The following is a 24,518-nucleotide window of genomic DNA, read 5'->3' as shown; positions in this document are numbered from 1 at the left end:
CGGTGATCCGGGCGGGGATTCTTTCGTCCTGGGGGCGCCGGTCAGGCCGGTTCGAGCCGCACGACGACGGCCTTGGACACCGGCGTGTTGGATTCCTTCGCCACCGAGTCGAGCGGGACCAGCGGGTTGGTCTCGGGGTAGTAGGCAGCCGCGTTGCCCTGCGGGGTGTCATAGGCGACGACCTCGAAGCCTCGCACGCGACGCTCCTCGAGTCCGTTCTCGCCGTCGAACTCCGACACGATGTCGACGCGCTGGCCGTCGTGGAGTCCCAGTGCGGAGATGTCCGCGGGACTCACCATCACCACGTGGCGGTTGCCCTTGATCCCGCGATAGCGGTCGTCGTGGCCGTAGACGGTGGTGTTGTACTGGTCGTGACTGCGCAGGGTCTGCAGGATCAGCCGGCCTTCCGGGATCTGTACCCACTCAAGGGGATACACCGCGAAGTTGGCCTTGCCGTTGGGGGTGTCGAAAGTGCGGGTGTCGCGGGGCGGGTGCGGCAGCACGAAACCGTCGCTGCGCCGCACCCGGATGTTGAAGTCCTCGAACCCCGGCACCACCCGCTCGATCCGGTCCCGGATGGCGTCGTAGTCACCCTTGAGCTGCTGCCACGGCACCGGGTGATCGGCGCCCAGGGTGGCGGTGGCGAGGTCGCAGACGATGGCGACCTCGCTGCGCAACTCGGTCGACACCGGGGGCAGCGAGCCGCGGGACAGATGCACCGCCGACATCGAATCCTCGACCGAGACCCGTTGCGCCACACCGTTGATGACGTCACGATCGGTCCGGCCCAGGGTCGGCAGGATGAGGGCCGCGCGGCCGGTGACCGTGTGCGACTCGTTGAGCTTGGTCGACACGTGCACGGTCAGGGCGCAGCGCCGCAAAGCGTCGGCGGTTGCCTCGGTGTCGGGTGATGCAGACACGAAGTTGCCGCCCATCGCCACGAACACGCGGACGTTCCCGGCGGCCATCGCCTTGATGGCCGCGACGGTGTCGTAGCCGTGTTTGCGCGGGCTGACGATGCCGAACTCGGCGTCCTGCGCGGCGAGGAAGGATTCGGGCATCTTCTCGAAGATGCCCATGGTCCGGTCGCCCTGGACATTGGAATGGCCACGGACGGGGCACAATCCGGCGCCGACCCGGCCGATCATGCCGCGGAGCAGCAACACGTTGGTGCCCTCGCCGATCGTCGCCACGCCGTGCCGGTGCTGCGTGAGGCCCATCGCCCAGCACAGCACGATGCGCTGCGAGGTCCGCACCGCCTCGGCCAGATCGACGATCTGGGCGGTGGTCAGGCCGGTGATGGCGGCGACCTCGTCGATGTCGACGTCGTCGAGGAGCGCGAGGTAGTCGTCGACGCCGGCGCACGACTCGGCGAGGAACTCGTGGTCGAAGACGGTGCCCGGGTTCGCGTTCTCGGCGTCGCGCAGCAGTCGGGCGACGGCCCGGAACAGCGCCATGTCCGAGCCGAGCCTGACCTGGAGGAAGTCGTCGGCGAGCTTGGTTCCCTCACCGATGACCCCGCCGACCTTCTGCGGATCCTTGAAACGCATCAGGCCCGCCTCGGGCAGCGGGTTGATCGCGACGATCCGCGCGCCGTTGTGCTTGGCCTTCTCAAGGGTCGCCAGCATCCGCGGGTGGTTGGTGCCGGGGTTCTGGCCGGCGATGAGGATGAGGTCGGCGGCCTCGAGGTCGGGCACGGTCACAGAGCCCTTGCCGATGCCGATGGATGCGCCGAGGGCGGCGCCCGACGATTCGTGGCACATGTTGGAGCAGTCGGGGAGGTTGTTGGTCCCGAGGCTGCGTGCGAAGAGCTGGTAGACGAAGGCGGCCTCGTTGCTGGTCCGGCCGGAGGTGTAGAAGACGGCCTCGTCGGGGGAGGACATCGCGGCGTACTCGTCGGCGATGATGCGGTTGGCCTCGTCCCAGCTCACCGGGCGGTAGTGGGTGTCACCGGGAGCGAGATACATCGGATGCGCGAGCCGGCCCTGCTGGGAGAGCCAGTAGCCGCTGCGGGTGCCGAGATCCTCGACGCTGTGGGCGGCGAAGAACTCCGGGGTGACCGATCGTTTGGTGGCCTCCTCGGCGACGGCCTTGGCGCCGTTCTCGCAGAACTCGGCGTGCTTGCGGTGACCGGGCGTCTCCGGCCAGGCGCAACCGGGGCAGTCGAATCCGTCGCGCTGGTTGAGCTTGACGAGGGTCTGTACGGTGCGCATCGCACCCATCTGTTCCAGGCCGCGCTTGAGTGCCACGGCGACGGCGGGAACACCGGCGGCGTAGGTCTTCACGTGCTTGCGATGGACGTCGGTCGGCTCGCTCACCGAGCGGGGGTCACTATTGGGGGTATGGCTCATGATGTCCATCTTGCCCCGCGGTGACGTCGAATCGCGCACACTGGAGCCTGTGACTCAAGACACCGGGACGCAAGACACGGAATCGGGCAAATCGGAACTCGCGGCGATCGTGCTGGCCGGCGGTCGTTCGCGGCGGATGGGCAGCGACAAGGCGGCTCTGGACTGGGAGGGCGAGCCGATGCTCGCCCGTGTCGTCCGGGTCGTCTCGCAGCGGTGCGATCCGGTGTTCGTGGTGGCGGGTGAGGCGTCGGCGGCTTTCCGTGGCATCGACGACATCCGGGACCGCGCCGCGCCCGGCATCGACCGGTCCAAGGTCCACTGGGTGACCGACGAGCAGGAGGGGATCGGCCCGCTCGGTGGTCTGGTCGCGGGCCTCGCCAGGGCTGTGGCGGCGGGCGCCGACCTGGCGTTCGTGTGTGCCACCGACATGCCGCTGATCACGCCCGAACTGATCGACGAACTCCGCCTGGGCATGACCGGTTCCACCCAGGCCGTGATCGCCCGGGACGCGCAGCGCGACCATCCGATGGCCGGGGTCTATCGGACCGACGCGGGGCCGCTGATCGCCGATCTCGTGGCCGGCGGCGAACGCCGGATGCTCGGTGCGATCGAGGCCCTCAACACCCACCGGGTCGGCGTGTCCGATCCCGACTGGCTCGTGAACGTGAACGCGCCGGAGGACCTGCACCGGCTGCGAGTGGCCACGGGCTAGCGACGCCGCACGATCCCGAGATGCTCGGCGGCCGACACCCATTCGGCGAACTCGCCGAGCAGATCGGCGTACAGCTGTTCGTCCGAGCGCCGGTCGATGTCGTCGACCTGGAAGAAGCCTGCGTTGTCGACCACCCGCCCGGTCATCGTGTCGAGTGTGGTGAGTGTCCCGAAGTTGTTGTCGCCCAGTCCGATGAACTGCCAGAACACGGGCCGGGACGCGGCCTCGGAGATCAGTGTGCGAATACGGGGCACCTTGGAGTGGAACCCGCCGTCGGTGAAGAACAGGACCAGCACGGGCTGTTCGTCGGGTAGATCGTCGAGGATCGCCTGCATGATGGGTACTTCCTCGTTGGCCCCGCCGATGTGTTTGTCGTAGTCGATGTCGGGGCACATCGGGGACCCGTGACGGCCACGGAGGTGGACGAAGGTGTCCACCCACTGGTCGACGTTGCCCACGGTCACATCCGGCAGCTTCGCGAAACTCCGTGCGTACAAGTAGGTTTCGAGGTTCCCATCGCTGTCCAGCTGGGTGGCGACCGGTATCATGCGCTCGACGACGCGGTGGACGGTCCGCTCCCGGTACAGCGCGCTCATCGAGTGTGTCTTGTCGATGACCAGAATGACTCGCGCGTCGCGTCCGGCGACGCCCTTGGTCAGAAGGACCTTGTGTACGGCCTTCTTGCGGAGGTCGAGCTTCTGACGCTTCTCCAGGGAGAGCTTCTCCTCGCCCTCCACCCTGCGGATCGCTGGTGTCACTGTCGCCGGTTCGGGTGTCGCCGATTCGTGGGCGGCCTCGGGCTCGTCGTCGACGGTCACACCGAGGGCGCGCACCAGGGCGGCGAATCCGGCGTCCCACCCGGCCGACTCGCTGCGTACCTTCCATGCGCCGTTGCGACGGTAGATCTCCACGAGTACCGCTGCCCGCTCGGTGGACAGTCCGTCGGCCGGGGCGGTGATCTCGGCGTCACCGGCACGGACCGTCGCCGTCGGCGCGGCGGCCCCGAGCGGTCGTTCAGATGCCACGGCGACCGCTATCCGCTCGATGCCGTGCGGAACGGCGTGCAGGGCGATCTCGATGTCGGTCGGACCCACGAGCCTCACCGCGTCCTCCGGAGACCTCGGCTGGTTGAAGAAGACGAAGTCGGAGTCGTCTCGGACCGTGTTCGACTCCGTGAGCTGGAAGGCGAGGATGTCGAGTCCGGTGCCGGCAACGGTGACCGTCACCAGGTCGGCGGTGGGCAGGGTGAGGTTTTGGCCACGGGCCAGGGTGAGCGACGCCACGGTGTCCTTTGCCGGCTGGAACAGGAGTGAGGACCGGAGCGAGGGCAGGCCCGGCGAAAACATAGAATAGCGGCCGTGACATCACTCGACCCGACATCTGAGCTGCCCGCGACCGAATTGCCGAAGTCGTGGGACCCAGCCGAGCATGAGGCGACGCTCTACCAGGGCTGGGTCGATGCCGGCTACTTCACCGCCGACGCGACGAGTGACAAGCCCCCGTTCTCGATCGTGATCCCGCCGCCCAACGTCAACGGGTCGCTGCACATGGGTCACGCCTACGAGCACGTTCTGATGGACGCGCTGTCGCGTCGCCGCCGGATGCAGGGCTACGAGGTCCTGTGGCTGCCCGGCATGGACCACGCGGCGATCGCGATGCAGACGATGGTCGAGCGCAAGCTGGCCACCGAGGGCAAGACGCGCGACGATCTGGGCCGCGAGGCCTTCATCGAGCGGGTGTGGACCGAGAAGGCCGAGATCGGCGGCAACATCGGCGAGCAGATGCGCCGGCTCGGCGACAGCGTCGACTGGTCGCGCGAACGCTTCACGATGGACGAGGGTCTGTCGCGCGCCGTGCACACCGTCTTCAAGAAGATGTTCGACGACGGCCTGATCTATCAGGCCGAGCGCCTGGTGAACTGGTCGCCGGTGCTCAAGACCGCGGTCAGCGACATCGAGGTCAGCTACGCCGACGTCGAGGGCGAACTCGTCAGCTTCCGCTACGGCTCGCTCGACGACTCCGAACCCCACATCGTGGTGGCCACGACGCGTCTGGAGACGATGCTCGGCGACACCGCGATCGCCGTTCACCCCGACGACGAGCGCTATGCGCACCTGATCGGCACCGAACTGCCGCACCCGTTCCTCGACCGGACGATCCCGATCGTCGCCGACGACTACGTCGACCCCGAATTCGGCAGTGGCGCGGTGAAGATCACCCCGGCGCACGACCCCAACGACTTCGCGCTCGGCCAGCGGCACAACCTGCCGATGCCGACGATCATGGACGAGACCGCCCGGATCGCCGACACCGGAACGCAATTCGATGGCATGGACCGCTTCGAGGCGCGCGTCAAGGTCCGCGAGGCGCTGGCCGAACAGGGCCGCATCGTCAAGGAGGTGCGCCCGTACCTGCACAGCGTCGGACACTCCGAGCGCACCGGCGAACCGATCGAGCCGCGTCTGTCGATGCAGTGGTGGGTCGATGTCAGCTCGCTCGCGCAGGCCGCCGGCGACGCCGTCCGTGACGGTTCGACGGTGATCCATCCGAAGTCGATGGAGCCGCGCTGGTTCGGCTGGGTCGACGACATGCACGACTGGTGCATCTCGCGTCAGCTGTGGTGGGGCCATCGCATCCCGATCTGGTACGGCCCGGACGGCGAGGTCGTGTGCGTCGGACCCGACGAGCAGGCGCCGGAGGGTTACGTCCAGGAGACCGACGTCCTCGACACGTGGTTCTCGTCGGGCCTGTGGCCGTTCTCCACCATGGGCTGGCCGGAGAAGACCGACGACCTCGAGAAGTTCTATCCCACTTCGGTTCTCGTCACCGGATACGACATCCTGTTCTTCTGGGTGGCGCGGATGATGATGTTCGGCACCTACGTCGGCAAGGATCTGGGCCCGGGTAACGAGATCCCGTTCCACAACCTGTTCCTGCACGGCCTGGTCCGCGACGAGCACGGCCGCAAGATGTCGAAGTCGAAAGGCAACGGCATCGATCCGCTCGACTGGGTCGAGCGCTTCGGCGCCGACGCGCTGCGCTTCACCCTGGCGCGTGGAGCGAACCCGGGCGCGGACATCTCGGTGGGCGAGGACCATGCCCAGTCGTCGCGCAACTTCGCGACCAAGCTGTACAACGCGACGAAGTTCGCGCTGATGAACGGCGCGAAGATCGGCGAACTGCCGGACGCGGAGGCGCTGACCGACGCCGACCGGTGGATTCTGCGCCGCCTCGACGAGGTGCTCGTCGAGGTCGATGCCGGGTTCGAGTCCTACGAGTTCTCCAAGGCCTGTGAGTCGCTCTACCACTTCGCCTGGGACGAGGTGTGCGACTGGTATCTCGAGCTGGCCAAGGTCCAGTTCGCCGAGAACGACGAGAAGCGTTCGGAGACAACCGCCGTCGTGCTCGGTGCGGTGCTCGAACCGCTGCTTCGCGCGCTGTCGCCGGTGATGCCGTTCGTCACCGAGGTGCTGTGGAAGACGCTCACCGGCGGCGAGTCACTCGTCATCGCCGAGTGGCCCGCGCCGTCGGGACGCGACTGGTCGACCGATTCGGCGGCCCGCATCGCCGACCTGCAGCGCCTCATCACCGAGGTGCGCCGCTTCCGCAGCGATCAGGGACTGCGTCCCGGCCAGCGGGTCGCCGCACAGTTCGACGGACTGGGGGAGTCGGGCCTCGAGCCGCTGCTACCCTACGTGCAGTCGCTGGCGCGCCTGGATGCGGCCGGACCCGACTTCGGGGCCACCGCGACCATCGAGGTCCGCCTGTCGGTCGCGACGGTCACCGTGGCCATCGACACCTCGGGAACCGTGGACGTCGAAGCCGAGCGCAAGCGCCTCACCAAGGATCTGGCCGTCGCCGAGAAGGAACTGGCCACCACCTCGGCCAAGCTCGGCAACGAACAGTTCCTGTCCAAGGCGCCCGACAAGGTGGTCAGCAAGATCCGTGATCGCCAGCGGATCGCGACCGAAGAGGTCGAGCGGCTGAACGCCAAGCTGACGAGTCTGGCCGGCGGCGCGTGAGCGACGAAACCGGCTTCCCGGAGGAGGATCCCGCCGTCGTCGGCGAGGATCCGCTGGGACTGTCGGAGTTGATCGACGAGGAGGAACGGGCGGCAGACGCTGAGACCGACCGTCCGCCGCTGACCGTCTCGGACAGTGCCGACGATCTCGCCGAACTCGCCGACGTCGAGGCCGAACTCGACACCCGCTGGCCCGAGACCAGGATCGAGCCGTCGCTGACGCGGATCTCCACGCTGATGGATCTGCTGGGCTCGCCCCAGCACAGCTATCCGGCGATCCACGTCGCGGGCACCAACGGCAAGACGTCGGTGACGCGGATGATCGATGCGCTGATGGCCGCGTTGCACCGGCGGACCGGTCGGATCACGAGCCCTCACCTGCAGCGGGTCACCGAGCGGATCTCGGTGGACGGCGCGCCGATCCGGGCGCGCACGTACATCGACACCTACCGCGAGCTCGAGCCGTTCATCACCATGGTCGACGACAGCTCGACCGCGGCCGGTGGCCCGCGGATGAGCAAGTTCGAGGTGCTGACCGCGATGGCCTATGCGGTCTTCGCCGAGGCGCCGGTCGACGTCGCGGTGGTCGAGACCGGCATGGGCGGACGCTGGGACGCCACCAACGTCGTCGACGGCATCGTCTCGGTCATCACGCCGATCGCCATGGACCACGCCGATTACCTCGGCGACACACTCACCGCCATCGCGGGAGAGAAGGCCGGCATCATCAAGCCGGGCGAGCCCGACGCCATCGGCGCCGTCGACCCGGTCACGATCATCGCCGAACAGACCCCGGAGGTGATGGACGTGCTCCTGCGCGCGGCCGTCGAGGCCGGCACTGTCGTCGCCCGTCAGGGGTCGGAGTTCGCGGTACTCGACTCGGTCACCGCCGTCGGCGGCCAGATGCTCACGATCCAGGGTCTCGGCGGGGTCTACGACGAGGTGTTCCTACCGCTGCACGGTGCCCACCAGGCCGCCAACGCGTCGCTGGCACTTGCCGCGGTCGAGGCCTTCTTCGGTGCGGGACCGGACCGTCAGCTCGACATCGACGCGATCCGGAGCGGGTTCGCCGCGGTCGGCAATCCCGGTCGCCTCGAGCGACTGCGCAGTGCGCCGACGGTGTTCGCCGACGCCGCGCACAACCCGCACGGCGCGACCGCGCTGGCGCAGGCGCTGGCCGAGGAGTTCGACTTCCGCCGGCTGATCGGCGTCGTCGGGGTGCTAGGCGACAAGGACGCCCGGGGACTCCTCGAGGCTCTCGAGCCCGTGTTCGACGCCATCGTGGTCACCAACAACGGCTCGCCGCGTGCCCTCGACGCCGAGACACTCGCGGAGTATGCGCACGAGGTCTTCGGAGAGGAACGGGTCGTCGTGAAGCCGTTCCTGCCCGACGCCGTCGAAGAAGCCATCGCCCTCGCGGAGGACTCCGAGGGCCAACGTGTCTCGGGTGCGGGAGTCGTCATCACCGGCTCGGTCGTGACCGCCGGTGCCGCCCGCACCCTGTTCGGTAAGGAACCCTCATGACCCGCTACACACCGCCTACCAACGACCCGTGGAAGGGCCTGCGCGGGGTGATGGCCGGGACGATGGTCCTCGAGGTCATCGTGATCATCCTGGCGTTCCCGATCGTCTGGCGACTCGGCGGCGGCCTGACCTGGGTGTCCGGCGGATACCTCGCACTCCTGGTGCTGGCGATGATCGCGGCCTGTGGAATGCAGGGGCGCCCCTACGCCCTGAAGCTCGATCTCGCCCTTCAGGTGGTGGTGATCGCCGGCGGCGTCTTCCATTGGTCCATCGCCGCGGTCGGGGTGATCTTCGGGTCGGTCTGGCTCTACATCCGGTACATCAAGATGGATGTGGAGAAGCGCGTCGAACTCGGAATGCTTCCCGGTCAGGAACCGATCGACTGAGAGGTGCCCCACCTGGGCCGTCAACGCTGTCCCGACGGCGGTTTGGTGGTCGCAAGACCTGTGTCCGGACCGTTATCGGCGAAGACGAGCGGACCGCGGGGGTTGCTGTAACAATGGCGCAAGCCGTGGGGGAGCGGACGGGTTCCCGTCTGGCTTCATCCCACCGCGACCCACCATCGTGACGACATCCAACGTGAGGACGTACGTGCAGTTCCTGTTTTCCCGGACGCCCGCCGGTATCGATCGCCCCCGCATCTCCGCCCCGATCGGCCGTCGCGCCGGAATGGCTCTCCTCGGTGCGGCCGCACTCGCAGTGACCGCACCCGCGGTCGCCTCGGCGGATCCCGCTCCCGGGCAGACGCCCCCGGCGGTGGAGGCGTTCGCGGTTCCCGAAGCAGGTGCACCCGTCCCGGTCTCGCAGGGCGAGTTCAGCTACCTCGCGACCCATTCCGTGACCAAGCGTGCGGCCGGGATGAAGGCACCGGAGGCCATCGCGACGTTGCCGGTGCCCGCCCAGTACCGTCCGGCGAATCTCGCTCTGGCACAACAGTTCGACCTCGCGCTCGCCGGTGCGCTCACCTCGCCGGGTGGCTGCCTCCAGATCGTTGTCGACCCCCGTGCGCGTTCGGGCAGCCTGTTCAACTACGGCTTCTTCCCGGTCGCGGGTGAGTACTGCTCCTGACCGTCGGAAACCGCCGGCCGGTCGTTAAGGTGTCAGTCGTGACTGAACGCACTCTCGTACTCATCAAGCCGGACGGCGTCGAGCGCTTGCTCGTCGGCGACATCATCAGCCGTATCGAGCGCAAGGGACTCACCCTGGTGGCGCTCGAACTCAAGACCGCCACCGACGAGGTCGCCCGCGGCCATTACGCGGAACACGAGGGCAAGCCCTTCTACCCCTCGCTGCTGGAGTTCATCACCTCCGGCCCGCTGGTCGCGGCCGTCCTCGAGGGGCCGCGCGCCGTCGCGGCCTTCCGGCAGATCGCCGGCGGCACCGATCCCGTGGAGAAGGCGGTGCCCGGCACCATCCGCGGCGACTTCGCCCTGAACACCCAGTACAACCTGGTCCACGGCTCGGACTCGCCGGAGTCGGCCGAGCGTGAGATCGCTCTCTGGTTCCCCGAACTCGCAGGCTGATCGGGGTCTCCTGAAGTTCGACGCGCGGGACATACGCGCATACTTTGCGGTCATCCGACCACCGTGTGGGATACTTGCAGGGTTATCGCCGACACACTTTGTCGACGGTGGCCGGATGACGCGCCCTGGTTCGGCGCGTCGCGGTGCGGCTGATCCGCATCGCGACGCCCACAACCACAGCTGACCCCGCCGAGGTTCGTACTGCTGCCAGCAGCCGAACACTCAGGCTCTGCCTGTGCCCGGTGTCGTGGAAAGCGCCCGGGATGCGGTCATCGACACAGCAAGAGCGTTCTCTGCTGAACCGACTCTCGGCTCAGCGTGATGACGCGCAGACCACACAACACCGGCCATACGTGACCGGGACACAGAGCAGACCCTCGCGTGGCCGCGTCAGCCCGACGCGCCCGGGGGTTCGAGGAGACTGAGTGACCGACAACGGGTCACCGGCTGACGCGAACGCAGCGTCAGAACCGGTGGAAGAATTTCCCAGCAAACTTCGTGTGCACGCACTGGCCCGCTTCCTGGGCCTGACGAGTCGGCAGGTGCTGGCGCACCTGGCCAATCTCGGGGTGCAGACTCGCAGTCCGCAATCCAGCGTCGACCGCGAGTTGGCGCAGGCCGTCGCCGCTCGGGTGCGTGCCAACGTGGAGGCGGACGAGCCGGCAGCGGCGCCCGCCGCGCCTGAGGCGGCAGCCGAAGAACCGGCGACCGAGGCGCCGGCAGCAGAAGAACCCGCAGCGGAGGCACCGGCGGCCGACGAGCCGCCGACACTGTTCTCGGCTGCGGCGACCCGATACGACGAGCCGGTCGGATCGGCAACCGAGGTCGACACGTCGTTCGGCGGCCAGCCGCTGTTCCTCCAGCCGCAGGCGCCGGCCGAGAAGCCGAAGGCCACGCGCGCGCCGAAGAAGGCCGACCAGGCAGAACAGCCGGCGAAGGTCGAGAAGACGTCGGCTCCGTCGACCGACACCCCGTCCGAAGAGGCGGCGGCACCCGAGGCGGCCGAAGAGGCCCGCGCGGACGTCACCGACGAGACGACCGAAGCCACCGACACCGACACCGGGGACACCGACAACGACTCCGACGAGTCGGGTTCGGGCCGCAGTCGACGTCGTCGTCGCGGCCGGCGCGGTCGCGGTCGCGGTCGTGGCGACCAGGGTGGAGACGGCGAATCCGGCGATGCGTCGGATGACGACGAATCCGACGAGACCGGCGACGGGTCCGCGGACAAGGCATCCGAGGCCGACTCCTCGACGACCGAAGAGTCCGCCGATGAGTCGACAGCAGACGAGACCACCCCGGAAGAGTCGGAATCCGACGAGTCGAAGACCGACGAGACGAAGGCGGATGAGCCGACGACCCGGCGTCGCCGCCGCCGTCGGTCGGGTGCCGACACCTCCGAAGAAGCCGACGGCAAGGGCTCGGAAGCGGAGGCCGGCGACTCGTCGAAGGCCGCTGATTCCGGCGACGACGCCGAGTCGGACGACGGTGAGGGCGACGAGTCCGGTGAGGACGCCTCGGGCGACGGGTCCTCGACCCGCCGCCGGCGTCGTCGGCGCCGCCGCAAGGGCGGAGGAGAGCCCGACGAGGGTTCGCCGGACGATCCGCCGAACACGGTCGTCCACGAGCGTGAGCCCCGCAGCAAGCGTGCGCGTGACGAGGTGCAGGGAATCACCGGTTCGACGCGGCTCGAGGCCAAGCGTCAGCGCCGTCGCGACGGACGCGACGCAGGTCGTCGACGTCCGCCGATCCTGACCGAGTCGGAGTTCCTGGCCCGTCGCGAGGCTGTGGACCGCGTGATGGTGGTGCGCGAGCGCAGCGCAAACACCAGCATCACCGACAGCGACGGCCACGATCACGCCGCCGTGGAGGACTACACCCAGGTCGCGGTGCTCGAGGACGGCGTCCTCGTCGAACACTTCGTCACCACGGCGACGTCGTCGTCGATGGTGGGCAACATCTACCTCGGCCGCGTGCAGAACGTGCTGCCCGGCATGGAGGCGGCCTTCGTCGACATCGGCCGCGGCCGCAACGGTGTGCTGTACGCCGGTGAGGTCAACTGGGACGCCGCCGGGCTCGACGGCGGCTCACGCAAGATCGAGCAGGCGCTGAAGCCCGGCGACAACGTCCTGGTGCAGGTCAGCAAGGACCCGGTGGGCCACAAGGGTGCCCGCCTGACCACGCAGATCTCGCTGGCCGGCCGGTACCTCGTCTACGTGCCCGGCGGCTCGTCGACCGGCATCAGCCGCAAGCTGCCCGACGTCGAGCGCAAGCGCCTCAAGCAGATCCTGGCCAAGCTGGTGCCCGACGAGGCCGGCGTGATCATCCGCACCGCCTCCGAGGGTGTCAGCGCCGAGGAACTCGGCGCCGACATCGCTCGCCTCGAGTCGCAGTGGAAGACCATCGAGGAATCGGTCGCCGAGGCGAAGAAGGGTGGCTCGTCGGCTCCGCGTGCGCTGTACGAGGAGCCCGACCTGCTGGTGCGCGTGGTGCGCGACCTGTTCAACGAGGACTTCAAGAAGCTCGTCGTCGAGGGCGACAAGGCGTGGAACCTCGTCGAGGGTTACGTCAGCTCCGTCGCGCCCGACCTCATGGAGCGGGTCGAGCAGTTCAGCAAGCCGCACGCCGATGCGCCCGACTCGTTCGTGGTCCACCGCATCGACGAACAGCTCGCGAAGGCACTCGACCGCAAGGTGTGGCTGCCCTCGGGCGGCACGCTGATCATCGAGCACACCGAGGCCATGACGGTCGTCGACGTCAACACCGGCAAGTTCACCGGTTCGGGCGGCAACCTCGAGGAGACGGTCACCCGTAACAACCTCGAGGCGGCCGAGGAGATCGTGCGGCAGATGCGTCTGCGCGACATCGGCGGCATGATCATCGTCGACTTCATCGACATGGTGCTCGAGTCGAACCGCGATCTGGTGTTGCGCCGGCTCACCGAGGCCCTGGCCCGTGACCGCACTCGTCACCAGGTGTCGGAGGTGACCTCGCTCGGCCTGGTCCAGATGACCCGCAAGCGACTCGGTACCGGTCTGCTGGAGGCGTTCTCGACGCAGTGCACCGCGTGTGGCGGTCGCGGCATCATCGTGCACACCAATCCGGTCGAGGTGCGCGCCGACGACTCGGCGCGGTCGGACGGCGCCGGTTCCAAGCGCTCGCGCCGCGGCAAGAAGAAGTCGGAGGCGCCCGCCGAGACCAAGCCGGCCCCGCAGCAGCCGGCCCACAAGCCCGCCGCCGAGCATCCGCTGTTCCGCGCCATGGCCTCGCACACCCACGACGACGAACACCCCGAGGGTGAGCACGTCGAGGCCGAGACCGTCGAGGTCGAGCAGGCGGTGGCCACCGCCGCCGACAACGCCGCGACGACGGAGACTGAGAAGCCAGAACCGGCTGTCACCGAACCGGAACCGGCCGCGGAACCGGAGCCGGCCGCCGAGCCGGAACCGGCGAAGGCGGGGGAACCGACCGGGTCGACCGATGGGCAGGCCCCCGCGGTGGCGAAGCGCCGCCGCCGGGTGGTGCGCCGCCCGGCGCAGACGACGACCGCACCGGAGAACGTGGTGATGACGGCCGTCGAGGTGACTCCGGAAGCGCCCAAGACGACCTTCGGTCCCGTCTCCACGGGAGAGTCGGTGGTCGCGGTGCGCCGACGCCCACGGAAGCGTACGGCGGGCAGGCCCGCCGGGCCGCCGCCGGCCGACGGCTGATCCCCGAGGGGAGGGGCCGGCGGGGCGAGTTTGACCCGGCCACCGCCGTTCCCGTAACCTTGGAAAGTCGCCTCCCGCGGAGGGTCTGCGCTGTTCTGCGTGCCACGTGCACCGCAGCGGTGCGAATCCCGTCGGCAGGCCCTTGGTGTGAATCGCAGCCACTCCCGGTCAACTGACTGGGTGGACTGCGGCCCGCACCGGCAAGCACTACACGAACGCCTTCGAAAGCGCCTCGGCGCTGACGGAGGGCCCGACCAGACGATTAAGAGGAAGAACTTCGATGGCAACGTACGCGATCGTCAAGACCGGCGGCAAGCAGTACAAGGTCGCTGAGGGCGACACTGTCAAGGTCGAGAAGATCGACGAAAAGGTCGGCTCCACGGTGAGCCTGCCGGTCGCGTTGGTCGTCGACGGCTCGACCCTGACCACCGACGCCGACAAGCTGGCCAAGATCTCGGTCACCGGCGAGGTCGTGGAGCACGTCAAGGGCCCCAAGATCCGCATCCACAAGTTCAAGAACAAGACCGGCTACCACAAGCGCCAGGGTCACCGTCAGAAGCTGACGGTCCTGAAGGTCACCGGCATCAAGTAGTTCGACCCGCTTCGCGAAGACCTCAGGAGGACTGACACATGGCACATAAGAAGGGCGCATCCAGCTCGCGCAACGGTCGCGATTCCAATGCCCAGCGACTCGGCGTCAAGCGCTTCGGTGGCCAGCAGGTGAGCGCGGGAGAGATCCTCGTTCGTCAGCGTGGCACCAAGTTCCACCCCGGCGTGAACGTCGGTCGCGGTGGCGACGACACCCTGTTCGCGCTCGCCGCGGGCGCGGTGGAGTTCGGCAGCAAGCGTGGCCGCAAGACGGTCAACATCGTCCCGGAAACCGCTTCGGTCTGACCCGAGCAATCCGGCACGACAAGCCTTTTCGCAGGGCGGGCAGGGTCATCATGTACCCCGCCCGCCCTGTTCTTTTTTGACGGAAGAAGGATTTCGATGTCACGGTTCGTCGACCGCGTGACCATTCACGTCGCGGCGGGCAACGGTGGCCACGGCTGCGCCTCTGTCCACCGGGAGAAGTTCAAGCCCCTCGGTGGCCCGGACGGCGGCAACGGCGGCAACGGCGGGTCGGTGCGCCTCGTCGTCGACCCGCAGGTACACACCCTGCTCGATTTCCACTTCCGTCCCCACGCCAAGGCGGGCAACGGTCGGCCCGGAGCGGGCGACAACCGTGACGGTGCCAACGGAGAAGACCTGGTCCTCAAGGTCCCGGACGGGACGGTCGTCCTCGACGAGAACGGCACGATCCTCGCCGACCTCGTCGGCAACGGCACGACCTTCGAGGCCGCACAGGGCGGGCGCGGGGGGCTCGGCAACGCCTCCCTCGCGTCGAAGGCCCGCAAGGCACCCGGTTTCGCGCTCCTCGGCGAGGACGGCCAGGAGCGGTCCCTCGTCCTCGAGCTGAAGTCCGTGGCCGACGTCGGTCTCGTGGGCTTCCCGTCGGCGGGCAAGTCGTCGCTGGTGTCGGTGCTGTCTGCGGCCAAGCCGAAGATCGCCGACTACCCGTTCACCACGCTGGTGCCGAACCTCGGCGTGGTCCAGAGCGCGGGCGACGTCTTCACCATCGCCGATGTGCCCGGCCTGATCCCGGGTGCGTCGACCGGCCGTGGACTCGGTCTGGAGTTCCTGCGCCACCTCGAGCGGTGCGCCGTGCTCGCGCATGTCGTCGACTGCGCGACCCTCGAACCGGGCCGCGACCCGGTCTCGGACATCGACGCCCTCGAAGCCGAGCTCGCCGCCTACAAGCCGGCGCTCGACGCCGATCACGGTCTGGGGGACCTGGCCGAGCGTCCGCGCGTGGTCATCCTCAACAAGGTGGACGTCCCGGACGCCGCCGAACTCGCCGATCTCGTCGAACCCGAACTCGCCGAACGCGGGTGGCCGGTGTTCCGGATCTCGGCCGTGGCCCACTCGGGTCTGCGCGAACTGACCTTCGCGCTGGCGAAGATGGTCCGCGAGTACCGGGAGGTCCAGCCCGCGAAGACGCCTCGCCGCGCGATCATCCGCCCGAAGGCCGTCGACGACACCGGCTTCACCATCGTCCACGATCCGGAGAACGAGGGCGGTTTCATCGTCCGGGGCACTCGTCCGGAGCGCTGGATCGCCCAGACACAGTTCGACAACGACGAGGCCGTCGGCTACCTGGCGGACCGGCTCAACCGGCTCGGGGTCGAGGACGCATTGGTCAAGCTGGGCGCCGAGCCCGGCGCGCCGGTCACCATCGGTGCGGTCACCTTCGACTGGGAGCCGAGCACGCCCATGGGTGACGACGTCCCGATCACCGGGCGCGGCACCGACATCCGGCTCGATCAGAGCGACCGCGTCGGCGCCGCCGAACGCAAGCAGGCCCGCCGGTTGCGGCGCGGGCTGCCTGTCGAGGACGGAGAGCAGGACCAGTCGTGACCGCGGAAGCCGGCGTCGAGGTCCGGGGGGTTCGGGAACAGATCGCGCACGCGCGCAGCGTCGTGGTGAAGATCGGCTCGTCGGCGCTGACCGATCTGGCTGAGGGTCTCGACCGCGACCGACTCGACGCCCTGGCGGACGCGCTCGAGGCGCGGATGCGCGCCGGCTCCGACGTCATCGTCGTGTCGTCGGGTGCGATCGGGGCGGGCATCGCCCCACTGGGACTCAAGAAGCGTCCGAAGGATCTCGCCACCAAACAGGCCGCGGCCAGCGTCGGTCAGCTCGCGCTGGCGCACGCATGGGGAACCTCGTTCGCCCGGTACGGCCGCACGGTCGGGCAGGTCCTGCTGACCGCCGACGACTTCTCCAACCGCTCGCATCACGCCAATGCCCAACGCACACTTGATCGTCTGCGGTCGCTCGGCGCGGTCGCGGTGGTCAACGAGAACGACACGGTGGCGACCAACGAGATCCGGTTCGGCGACAACGACCGGCTGGCCGCGCTCGTCGCACATCTCAGCGGCGCCGATGCGCTGGTACTGCTGTCGGACGTCGACGGCCTCTACGACGGCGACCCGCGCAAGGTGGGTGTCGACGGGCGTCGTGCCCGACTGATCCCCGAGGTGAACGGTCCCGAGGATCTCGACGGTGTCATCGCCGGGTCCGGGGGAGCGCTGGGCACCGGCGGGATGGCCTCGAAGCTGGCCGCGGCGCGCCTGTCGGCGGATGCCGGTGTCCCGGTTCTGCTGGCCGCCGCGTCGTCGGCCGCGCAGGCCCTCGCCGACGCGTCGGTGGGCACGGTGTTCGCCGCGCGCGACGAGCGTCTCTCCGCCCGTCGTTTCTGGGTGCGTCATGCCGCCGACGCGCGTGGCCGGATCGTGCTCGACGACGGTGCGGTGGCTGCCGTATCCCGAAGGCGCCGTTCGCTTCTCGCGGCGGGCGTGGTCGGTGTCGAGGGCCGGTTCTTCGACGGGGACGTCGTCGAACTGGTGGATCAGCACGGCGTCGTGAAGGCGCGTGGAGTGGCGTCGTACGACTTCGACGACGTCACCTCGATGATCGGACGTCAGACCGACGAACTGCCGCCCGAACTGCAGCGGCCCGTCGTGCACGCCGACGATCTGGTCGTCGTCTCGCGCTGAGCGTCGGGTTCTGTCGCTCTAGCCGGACGCGAGGGCCGGCAACACCACTCCGGCCCGATGGTCGATCTTGAGTGTGGCCAGCTCGTCGCCGCGGGTGTGGCCGCGATTGACGATGATCAGCGGTTTGCCCGCGCGATGCGTCCGGCGTGCGAACCGCAGGCCGGACATCACCGTCAGCGACGAACCGACCACTAATAGGGCATCCGCGTCGTCGACCGCTGAGAATGATTGCTCGACAAGAGGTTTCGGAACAGTCTCACCGAAATAGACGATGTCGGGTTTGAGGATGCCGCCGCAGTGCGGACAGTCGATCATCACGAAGTCCGACGTGTCGGAGAGCGTGGCGTCGGCGTCGGGCGCGACTTCGATGGCGCCGCGGCCGGCGACGCGCTCGGCGAAACCGGGGTTGACCGACTCCAGGAGTTCGGCGAGTCGGTGCCGGGAGATGCGCCAGTCGCAGGTCAGGCACCGCACGCGCCCGTAACACCCGTGGAGTTCGAGGACTCCCCGGGTGCGGGCCTTGGTGTGCAGCATGTCGACGTTCTGGGTGATGACCGTCGAGACCGCTCCGCTCGACTGCAGGTCGGTGAGGGCGCGGTGGGCGGCGTTGGGGAGGGCGGCGTCCATGTGACGCCAGCCGAGATGGTTGCGCGCCCAGTAATGGCGGCGGAACTCCGGAGAGGACAGGAACATCTCGAGAGTCATCGGCGTCCGCGGCGGGGACCCCGGACTGCGGTAGTCGGGGATACCCGAGTCGGTGGAGATGCCGGCGCCGGTCAGGACCGCGAACCGACGCCCGCCCAGGATGTCGCCCGCGAGTTCGATGCGCTCGGCGACGTCGTCGTCGAGGGGCGTGTGTTCGGCCGGGGCCTGGCCGAGCTGAAGACGAGTGCGCACCCTGCCCAGGATAGGCAGGGTGCGCACTCGGGGTGTTCTGCGAGGTTCGTGCGTCAGGACGCCGCGGTCTCCTCGAGGGCCTCCTCGGCATGCTTCCCGGTCGGCTGCGGAACGGCGACCAGCGGGTACACGCCGTTCTCGTCGTGCACCTCGGTGCCGACCACCGGGGGATTGAACACGCACAGCATGCGCATCTGGGTGTCGGCGGTCACCGTGTGACGCTCGTGGCCGTTCAGCAGGTACATCGTGCCGGGCGCCAGCGGATGGGTCTCGCCGGTTTCCCGATTGAGCAGGGTGCCGGTGCCCTCGACGAGCCAGACGGCCTCGATGTGGTTGGCGTAGTGGAACTCGTTCACGCTGCCGGCCTCGATGGTGGTCTCGTGGAACGAGAATCCCACACCGTCGCCGCCGAGCACGATGCGCTTGGAGCGCCAGTGGCCGTCGGCGACGTCGCGCTCGGTACCGGTGATCTCTTCGGTGGTTCGGACGATCATCCGATCACCTCCTTGACTGCGTCGGAAAGGATGGACAGGCCGCGGTCGAGGTCCTCGCGCGAGATGGTCAGCGGCGGGAGCAGCTTGACGACCTCGTCGGACGGGCCCGACGTCTCGGCGAGCAGGCCGGCGCCGAAGGCCTGCGCACAGACCTTCCCGGCGGCCGTGTGGTCCTCGAACGCCAGGCCGCGGACCATGCCGCGACCGCGGGTCGAGATGCCTTCGTATCGGTTGCAGAGGTCGGTGAAGACCTCGTTGATGCGCTCACCCTTGGCGTGGATCTCGCGGCTCAGGGTGTCGTCGGACCAGTAGGTCTCGATGGCCTTGGCGGCGGTGACGAAGGCGGGGTTGTTGCCGCGGAAGGTGCCGTTGTGCTCACCCGGCGTCCAGACGTCGAGCTCGGGCTTGAACAGGGTCAGTGCGAAGGGCAGACCGTAGCCGCTGATCGACTTGGACAGGGTGACGATGTCTGGCTTGATGCCGGCCTCCTCGAAGGAGAAGAACTCGCCGGTGCGGCCGCAGCCCATCTGGACGTCGTCGACGATGAGCAGGATGTCGCGGCGCTCGCACAGATCGGAGAGCGCGCGCAGCCACTCGGCGCGTGCGACGTTGACGCCGCCCTCGCCCTGCACGGTCTCGACGATCACCGCGGCGGGGCGGTTGAGGCCGCTGCCCGAGTCGTCGAGGACGCGCTCGAACCAGGCGAAGTCCTCCATGACGCCGCCGAAGTAGTTGTCGAACGGCATCGGGGTCGCGTGAACCAGGGGGATGCCGGCGCCGGCGCGCTTCATCGAGTTGCCGGTCACCGACAGCGAGCCCAGCGTCATGCCGTGGAATGCGTTGGTGAAGCTGATGATCGACTCACGGCCGGTCACCTTGCGGGCCAGCTTGAGGGCCGATTCGACGGCGTTGGTTCCGGTCGGGCCGGGGAACTGGATCTTGTAGTCGAGTCCACGCGGCGCGAGGATGTGCTTGGTGAACTTCTCGATGAAGTTGCCCTTGGCGACGGTGGCCATGTCGAGGCCGTGGGTGATGCCGTCGGACGCGATGTAGTCGATGAGCGCCTTCTTCAGCACCTCGTTGTTGTGGCCGTAGTTCAGCGAACCGGCGCCGGCGAAGAAGTCCAGGTACTCCCGACCGTTCTGGTCGGTGATGTAGGAATCCTTGGCGGTGGTGAAGACCGCCGGCCAGTTGCGGCAGTAGCTGCGCACCTCGGATTCGTGGGTGGTGAAGACGGAATCGTCGATCTTCTTGTCGAGAACGGGACTGCTGTCGAGAAGTTGCATAGCGTGCTTCCTTCTTCTTGGTATAGCCGCGCTACATCTGTGTGAGCGCAGGAGTTCCGGTGCGGTTCGACGACCGCGAGTACCCAGAACTCGGGAATTCATGCCGGTTTTCGGCAACTTGTTCTGGAATGTGCCAACGGGCTTGGGGCACTTCGCATTCCGGATATGAGAGTGCAGCGACTCTCATCACGATCCGGGTGCCGAGGGATCACGCGCGAGCTCTACGGCTCGGGGATCTCCGGTTCCAGCATGTAGAGGTCCTCGGGCTCGTGAGAGTCCGGAAAAGCGTTGGCGGCGAACAGGTCACGACGCTCGAAACGGAGCCCGCGTGCCTTGGCCACCGACTCGAACAGCCGTTGCGACGGAATGTTGTCGGGGCTGATCGTGGTGTGCATCGCCACCATCCCGTGACGGTTCACGCGATCGAAGAGGTGATGCAGCATCGACCCGGCGATGCCGTGGCCGCGCATCGAGTCGTCGACGGCGACCTGCCAGACCATGAGGGTCGAGGGGTCGTTCTGACGGCGGTAGCCGGTGACGAAACCGACTGCCCGGCCGTCGAATTCGGCGACGATCGAGGTCTGGGCGAAGTCGTGGCACCACAGCACATAGGAGTACGACGAGTTGACGTCGAGAACCTTTGAGTCCGAGGCGATTTCCCAGAAGCGAGTGCCGTCGGCGACAGTAGGCATCCGATAGTCGACGGTGAGGACAGTTGTTGGGGCACTTCTTGTTTGTGAAGGGCTCATAACGCTCTCGACGTTAACAACGGGTATCGGGGAAGTCACCCACCAGCCGAAATTGCCCCATCGATCCACTACCTTCTACCTGCTCAGGCATGCAATGTGAAGTGGGTCACAAGAGTGTTACCCGGACGTCGATTCGTGGGCTCACGGGGGAGCAGAATGGCCGCATGACGAGGATCATCGCGGGCGAGCTGCGGGGTAGGCGGCTCCGTGTTCCGGACGAGGGAACTCGTCCCACTTCTGACCGTGTCCGCGAGTCGGTCTTCAACATGCTCGACGCCCGGTTCGATCTCGACGGTCTCTGGGTCCTCGATCTCTACGCCGGTTCCGGCGCCCTCGGGATCGAGGCGGTGTCGCGCGGTGCCGCCGGCGCGACCTTCGTCGATTCGGCCCGCAAGGCCGCCGCGGTGATCGGGGCCAATGTGAAAGCGTGCGGGATCGCATGCTCGACGACGGTGATCACCCGCGCGGTGTCCGCCTATCTGTCCTCGCCGCCCGAGCGTACATACGACCTCGTGTTCTCCGACCCGCCGTACGCGGTCGACGCGGCCGCGCTGTCGGAGGATCTGACCCGGCTGGCGGCGACGCGCCTGGCGCCGGACGCGCTCGTCGTGGTGGAACGTTCCGCCCGGGCGTCCGGCGACATCTGGCCCGCCGGCTTCGAGATCGTGGCGGACAAGAACTACGGCGACACCCGCGTCGAGGTCGGGGAGTTCACCGGCGCCTGACCTGCCTCGTGTCGGAGACCTGACGGTAAGTTCAGGCCATGACGACGGCAGTGTGTCCCGGTTCCTTCGATCCCTTCACCCTCGGCCACCGGTACGTGGTCGAACGCGCCGCGGCGTGTTTTGACGAGGTGGTCATCACCGTGGTGGTCAATCCCAACAAGCGTGGGATGTTCAGCGTCGACGAGCGCATCGCCCTCATCGAGGAGGACTGCGCCGATCTGCCCGGCGTTCGGGTCGATCGCTGGGAGGGGCTTCTCGTCGAGTATCTGAAGCAGGAGTCGATCCACACGATCGTCAAGGGGTTGCGCTCGGCGGTGGACTTCGACTACGAGGTCCCGATGGCCCAGATGAACCGTGCTCTGGCCGACGTGGAGACCGTCTTCCTCCTCACCGACCCCCGGTTCGCTCATGTGTCGAGTTCGCTGGTCAAGGAGGTGGCCAAGCTCGGCGGCGACGTCACGCCCTTCCTGTCGGCCCATGTCCACAAGTCGCTGAACGCGAAGCTGACGGGGGAGCGGTCCGTCTGAGGCGTCGAGGTTCGCGAGTCACCTGCGAAAACCGCGACACACCCCACGCGCTTCACTAATCACAGGCGCAACATTCGGCACAATAGTCACAGATTCACCAACTGTTGCAAACAGGCAAGCGCCGGATTGGGGTGGCTGTGTACCGGGTATTTGAGGCTCTCGACGAGCTCGTGGCGATTGTCGAGGAGGCACGGAGTGTGCCGATGACCGCGGGCTGCGTCGTGCCGCGTGGTGACGTGCTCGAACTCCTCGACGACATCAAGGACTCCATCCCGGGCGAACTCGACGACGCGCAGGACGTCCTCGACCAGCGCGACACGCTGATCGGCGATGCGCGGGAGCATGCCGAGACGACGGTTGCCAAGGCCGACTCCGAATCCGAGGCCGTGCTCGCCCACGCCCGCGCGGAGGCCGACCGCATCCTGTCCGAGGCCAAAGCTCAGGCCGATCGCATGGTCGACGAGGCGAGCTCGCACTCGCATTCGCTCGTCGAGGACGCCACCGAGGAAGCGCGCCGGCTGCAGACCAGTGCCGCCCGTGAGTTCGAGGCGGTCACCGGACGGGCGCGGGCCGAGGCGCAGCGCACCGTCGATGCGGCGAACAACACCTACGACAAGTCGGTGGCCGACGGCATCGCCGAACAGCAGCGTCTCGTCTCCGAGACCGAGGTCGTCGGCGCGGCCAAGTCGGAGGCCGAGCGCATCATCGACGCCGCACACGCCGAGGCCGATCGTCTGCGCGGGGACTGCGATGTCTACGTCGACGAGAAGCTGGCCCAGTTCGAGGAGATCCTCACCGGCACACTGCGTTCGGTGAACCGTGGACGTCATCAGCTGCGGACCGGCGCCGGGATGCACGACTATGTCGAGTATCCGCGCAGCGTCGAGGAGCCGGCACGCGAATCCCGCGGCGAGAACACACGTTCGCGTGAGACGTCGACCCGGAATTCCTACGACCGCGACCAGGGCTCCCCGCTGGCGGTGTGACCGAGTCGGCACACGCCGTCGGCGGCAGTCGATGATTCGTGATCGCCAGCGTATGGTGCAGATTGTGTCTGATCATGCTGTGACATCTGAAACGTCGCACGGTCCCGATTCCGCGCCGCGGCGCGATCCCTTCGTCCTCGACGTCCGGTCGTTGGGTCGTCGCCCCGGCACCATGTCGGAGGTTCACCGGACGGTGACGACCACCGACAAGCTCGGGGTCGAGATGATCGGTATCGCGGCCGGCTCCGAGGTCGACCTCGACCTCCGTCTCGAGTCGGTCAGCGAGGGAATCCTGGTGACCGGCACCGTCTGCGGTGAGACCACCGGTCAGTGCTCGCGTTGTCTCGAACCGATCGACGGCACGGTGACCGTGTTCCTGACCGAACTGTTCGCCTACCCGGACAGCGTGACCGAGCAGACCACCGAGGAAGACGACGTGCACCGCATCGTCGACGACCGCATCGATCTCGAGCAGTCGATCATCGACGCGGTGGCGCTGGAACTGCCGATGTCGCCGCTCTGTTCAGAGGACTGTGAGGGGCTGTGCCAGGTGTGCGGCATCCGGCTCGCGGTCGCCGAACCCGGTCACGCGCACGAGCTGATCGACCCCCGGTGGGCCGGTCTCGCCGACAAGTTCTCCGAAATCTCGGAAGACGGGAACCCGGACGACCAGGACCGTCGTGACTGAGACCAAACGTGAGGATGGTCGGCGGGCCGCGTTGCTCGCCGCGCTCGACACCGACATCCCCGAAGACCTTCTGACGCTGGCGCTCACGCACCGTTCGTACGCCTACGAGCACGGCGGTCTGCCGACCAACGAGCGTCTGGAGTTCCTCGGGGACTCCGTCCTCGGCGTGGTGATCACCGAACGCCTGTACCTGCATTTCCCCGATCGGCCGGAGGGCGAGCTCGCCAAGATTCGTGCCAGCGTGGTGAACATGCATGCCCTCGCCGACGTGGCGCGCGGTCTCGGGGAGGGCGGCCTGGGAATGTACCTGTACCTCGGCCGCGGCGAGGAGATGACCGGCGGTCGCGACAAGGACTCGATCCTAGCCGACGGCCTCGAATCGCTGTTCGGCGCGGTGTTTCTCAGCCACGGGCTGGAGACCTCGCAGCGGATCATCCTGCGTCTGTTCGACGAGCGCATCGAGAAGGCGGGGCAACTCGGCGCCGGACTGGACTGGAAGACCTCGCTGCAGGAGCTGAGCTCCGAGCGCGGTTACGGCCCGCCGCAGTACCAGATCTCGTCCACCGGCCCGGACCACAACAAGGAGTTCACCGCGATCGCGATGGTCGCGGGGGAGAACCTGGGCGAGGGCGTCGGACGCACCAAGAAAGAGGCCGAGCAGCAGGCGGCTGCGCTCGCGTGGACGGCGCTCACCGAACGCGCCGCCTCCTCCTCGTGACACCGGCA

Annotated in this window: 22 protein-coding genes; 16 read left to right on the top strand and 6 right to left on the bottom strand. The window is 67.9% G+C overall.

What is annotated here, in order from left to right; all coding sequences use genetic code 11:
* Positions 1-41: 41 nt before the first annotated feature.
* On the bottom strand, positions 42-2,351 hold the full coding sequence (locus BLU62_RS09565) for an FdhF/YdeP family oxidoreductase (RefSeq protein ID WP_074849275.1): 2,310 nt from the start codon (positions 2,349-2,351) through the stop codon (positions 42-44).
* 49 nt (positions 2,352-2,400) lie between these two features.
* Between BLU62_RS09565 and mobA the strand changes: the two genes are divergently transcribed.
* Positions 2,401-3,063, top strand: coding sequence for a molybdenum cofactor guanylyltransferase (gene mobA, locus BLU62_RS09560; protein WP_280141528.1), 663 nt, complete (start codon positions 2,401-2,403; stop codon positions 3,061-3,063).
* Here mobA and BLU62_RS09555 read toward each other — a convergent pair.
* Positions 3,060-4,346, bottom strand: a complete 1,287-nt coding sequence (locus tag BLU62_RS09555; protein WP_074852796.1) for a VWA domain-containing protein — start codon at positions 4,344-4,346, stop codon at positions 3,060-3,062. The two genes, mobA and BLU62_RS09555, sit on opposite strands and share 4 nt — an antisense overlap.
* Before the next feature lie 75 nt (positions 4,347-4,421).
* Between BLU62_RS09555 and BLU62_RS09550 the strand changes: the two genes are divergently transcribed.
* The 10 genes from BLU62_RS09550 (at position 4,422) to proB (ending at position 17,440) form a co-directional block, all read left to right on the top strand.
* The gene (locus tag BLU62_RS09550; protein WP_244278104.1) at positions 4,422-7,085 is read left to right on the top strand and encodes a valine--tRNA ligase; all 2,664 of its coding nucleotides are present in this window, start codon (positions 4,422-4,424) and stop codon (positions 7,083-7,085) included.
* A complete protein-coding gene (gene folC, locus BLU62_RS09545; protein WP_074849273.1) occupies positions 7,082-8,608 on the top strand; it encodes a bifunctional tetrahydrofolate synthase/dihydrofolate synthase in 1,527 nt (508 codons plus the stop codon). The genes BLU62_RS09550 and folC overlap by 4 nt, the downstream gene beginning before the upstream one ends.
* Positions 8,605-8,994, top strand: a complete 390-nt coding sequence (locus BLU62_RS09540) for a DUF4233 domain-containing protein (protein ID WP_074849272.1) — start codon at positions 8,605-8,607, stop codon at positions 8,992-8,994. The genes folC and BLU62_RS09540 overlap by 4 nt, the downstream gene beginning before the upstream one ends.
* A 205-nt stretch (positions 8,995-9,199) precedes the next feature.
* Positions 9,200-9,676 (top strand): hypothetical protein, encoded by a 477-nt coding sequence (locus BLU62_RS09535; protein ID WP_074849271.1) that lies wholly within the window; start codon positions 9,200-9,202, stop codon positions 9,674-9,676.
* 38 nt (positions 9,677-9,714) lie between these two features.
* Positions 9,715-10,131 (top strand): nucleoside-diphosphate kinase, encoded by a 417-nt coding sequence (ndk, locus tag BLU62_RS09530; protein ID WP_074849270.1) that lies wholly within the window; start codon positions 9,715-9,717, stop codon positions 10,129-10,131.
* Positions 10,132-10,556: 425 nt separating this feature from the next.
* On the top strand, positions 10,557-13,841 hold the full coding sequence (locus BLU62_RS09525; RefSeq protein WP_074849269.1) for a translation initiation factor IF-2 N-terminal domain-containing protein: 3,285 nt from the start codon (positions 10,557-10,559) through the stop codon (positions 13,839-13,841).
* Between the two features lie 280 nt (positions 13,842-14,121).
* On the top strand, positions 14,122-14,433 hold the full coding sequence (gene rplU, locus BLU62_RS09520) for a 50S ribosomal protein L21 (protein WP_005198945.1): 312 nt from the start codon (positions 14,122-14,124) through the stop codon (positions 14,431-14,433).
* Between the two features lie 38 nt (positions 14,434-14,471).
* Positions 14,472-14,735, top strand: a complete 264-nt coding sequence (gene rpmA / locus BLU62_RS09515) for a 50S ribosomal protein L27 (protein WP_004019626.1) — start codon at positions 14,472-14,474, stop codon at positions 14,733-14,735.
* 96 nt (positions 14,736-14,831) lie between these two features.
* Positions 14,832-16,298 (top strand): GTPase ObgE, encoded by a 1,467-nt coding sequence (gene obgE / locus BLU62_RS09510; protein ID WP_074849268.1) that lies wholly within the window; start codon positions 14,832-14,834, stop codon positions 16,296-16,298.
* Positions 16,295-17,440 carry a glutamate 5-kinase gene (gene proB / locus BLU62_RS09505; protein WP_074849267.1) on the top strand — a complete coding sequence of 382 codons (1,146 nt, stop codon included), beginning with the start codon at positions 16,295-16,297 and terminating at the stop codon, positions 17,438-17,440. The genes obgE and proB overlap by 4 nt, the downstream gene beginning before the upstream one ends.
* Positions 17,441-17,458: 18 nt before the next feature.
* Here the strand turns inward: proB and BLU62_RS09500 are convergent, their stop codons facing one another.
* From BLU62_RS09500 to ectA, 4 genes are all read right to left on the bottom strand, one after another.
* The gene (locus BLU62_RS09500; RefSeq protein WP_074852795.1) at positions 17,459-18,337 is read right to left on the bottom strand and encodes a Sir2 family NAD-dependent protein deacetylase; all 879 of its coding nucleotides are present in this window, start codon (positions 18,335-18,337) and stop codon (positions 17,459-17,461) included.
* A 53-nt stretch (positions 18,338-18,390) separates the two neighbouring features.
* The gene (locus BLU62_RS09495; protein WP_074849266.1) at positions 18,391-18,831 is read right to left on the bottom strand and encodes an ectoine synthase; all 441 of its coding nucleotides are present in this window, start codon (positions 18,829-18,831) and stop codon (positions 18,391-18,393) included.
* Positions 18,828-20,117, bottom strand: coding sequence for a diaminobutyrate--2-oxoglutarate transaminase (gene ectB, locus BLU62_RS09490; RefSeq protein ID WP_074849265.1), 1,290 nt, complete (start codon positions 20,115-20,117; stop codon positions 18,828-18,830). The genes BLU62_RS09495 and ectB overlap by 4 nt, the downstream gene beginning before the upstream one ends.
* Before the next feature lie 221 nt (positions 20,118-20,338).
* The gene (gene ectA, locus BLU62_RS09485) at positions 20,339-20,866 is read right to left on the bottom strand and encodes a diaminobutyrate acetyltransferase (protein ID WP_074849264.1); all 528 of its coding nucleotides are present in this window, start codon (positions 20,864-20,866) and stop codon (positions 20,339-20,341) included.
* A gap of 164 nt (positions 20,867-21,030) precedes the next feature.
* Between ectA and rsmD the strand changes: the two genes are divergently transcribed.
* The 5 genes from rsmD (at position 21,031) to rnc (ending at position 24,510) form a co-directional block, all read left to right on the top strand.
* On the top strand, positions 21,031-21,591 hold the full coding sequence (gene rsmD / locus BLU62_RS09480) for a 16S rRNA (guanine(966)-N(2))-methyltransferase RsmD (protein WP_074849263.1): 561 nt from the start codon (positions 21,031-21,033) through the stop codon (positions 21,589-21,591).
* Between the two features lie 38 nt (positions 21,592-21,629).
* Positions 21,630-22,118, top strand: coding sequence for a pantetheine-phosphate adenylyltransferase (coaD, locus tag BLU62_RS09475; protein ID WP_074849262.1), 489 nt, complete (start codon positions 21,630-21,632; stop codon positions 22,116-22,118).
* 137 nt (positions 22,119-22,255) lie between these two features.
* Positions 22,256-23,104, top strand: a complete 849-nt coding sequence (locus BLU62_RS09470) for a F0F1 ATP synthase subunit B (RefSeq protein ID WP_074849261.1) — start codon at positions 22,256-22,258, stop codon at positions 23,102-23,104.
* Positions 23,105-23,135: 31 nt separating this feature from the next.
* A complete protein-coding gene (locus BLU62_RS09465) occupies positions 23,136-23,792 on the top strand; it encodes a YceD family protein (protein ID WP_208863618.1) in 657 nt (218 codons plus the stop codon).
* Positions 23,785-24,510: a ribonuclease III gene (rnc, locus tag BLU62_RS09460; RefSeq protein ID WP_074849260.1), complete on the top strand. Its 726-nt coding sequence runs from the start codon at positions 23,785-23,787 to the stop codon at positions 24,508-24,510. Before BLU62_RS09465 ends, rnc begins: the two co-directional genes overlap by 8 nt.
* Positions 24,511-24,518 lie beyond the last annotated feature (8 nt).

Source organism: Gordonia westfalica (genome assembly GCF_900105725.1).
Lineage (GTDB): Bacteria > Actinomycetota > Actinomycetes > Mycobacteriales > Mycobacteriaceae > Gordonia > Gordonia westfalica.
Note: the sequence above shows the minus strand (reverse complement) of the source record. Positions and strands in the feature narration are given on the sequence as shown.

Excerpts from the sequence above, each read along its gene's own strand:
- BLU62_RS09465 (WP_208863618.1), top strand. The coding sequence starts at position 23,136 with ATGATTCGTGATCGCCAGCGTATGGTGCAGATTGTGTCTGATCATGCT.
- coaD (WP_074849262.1), top strand. The coding sequence starts at position 21,630 with ATGACGACGGCAGTGTGTCCCGGTTCCTTCGATCCCTTCACCCTCGGC.
- rpmA (WP_004019626.1), top strand. The coding sequence starts at position 14,472 with ATGGCACATAAGAAGGGCGCATCCAGCTCGCGCAACGGTCGCGATTCC.
- rplU (WP_005198945.1), top strand. The coding sequence starts at position 14,122 with ATGGCAACGTACGCGATCGTCAAGACCGGCGGCAAGCAGTACAAGGTC.
- ectA (WP_074849264.1), bottom strand. The coding sequence starts at position 20,866 with ATGAGCCCTTCACAAACAAGAAGTGCCCCAACAACTGTCCTCACCGTC.
- rsmD (WP_074849263.1), top strand. The coding sequence starts at position 21,031 with ATGACGAGGATCATCGCGGGCGAGCTGCGGGGTAGGCGGCTCCGTGTT.
- ectB (WP_074849265.1), bottom strand. The coding sequence starts at position 20,117 with ATGCAACTTCTCGACAGCAGTCCCGTTCTCGACAAGAAGATCGACGAT.
- obgE (WP_074849268.1), top strand. The coding sequence starts at position 14,832 with ATGTCACGGTTCGTCGACCGCGTGACCATTCACGTCGCGGCGGGCAAC.
- BLU62_RS09540 (WP_074849272.1), top strand. The coding sequence starts at position 8,605 with ATGACCCGCTACACACCGCCTACCAACGACCCGTGGAAGGGCCTGCGC.
- BLU62_RS09495 (WP_074849266.1), bottom strand. The coding sequence starts at position 18,831 with ATGATCGTCCGAACCACCGAAGAGATCACCGGTACCGAGCGCGACGTC.
- BLU62_RS09565 (WP_074849275.1), bottom strand. The coding sequence starts at position 2,351 with ATGAGCCATACCCCCAATAGTGACCCCCGCTCGGTGAGCGAGCCGACC.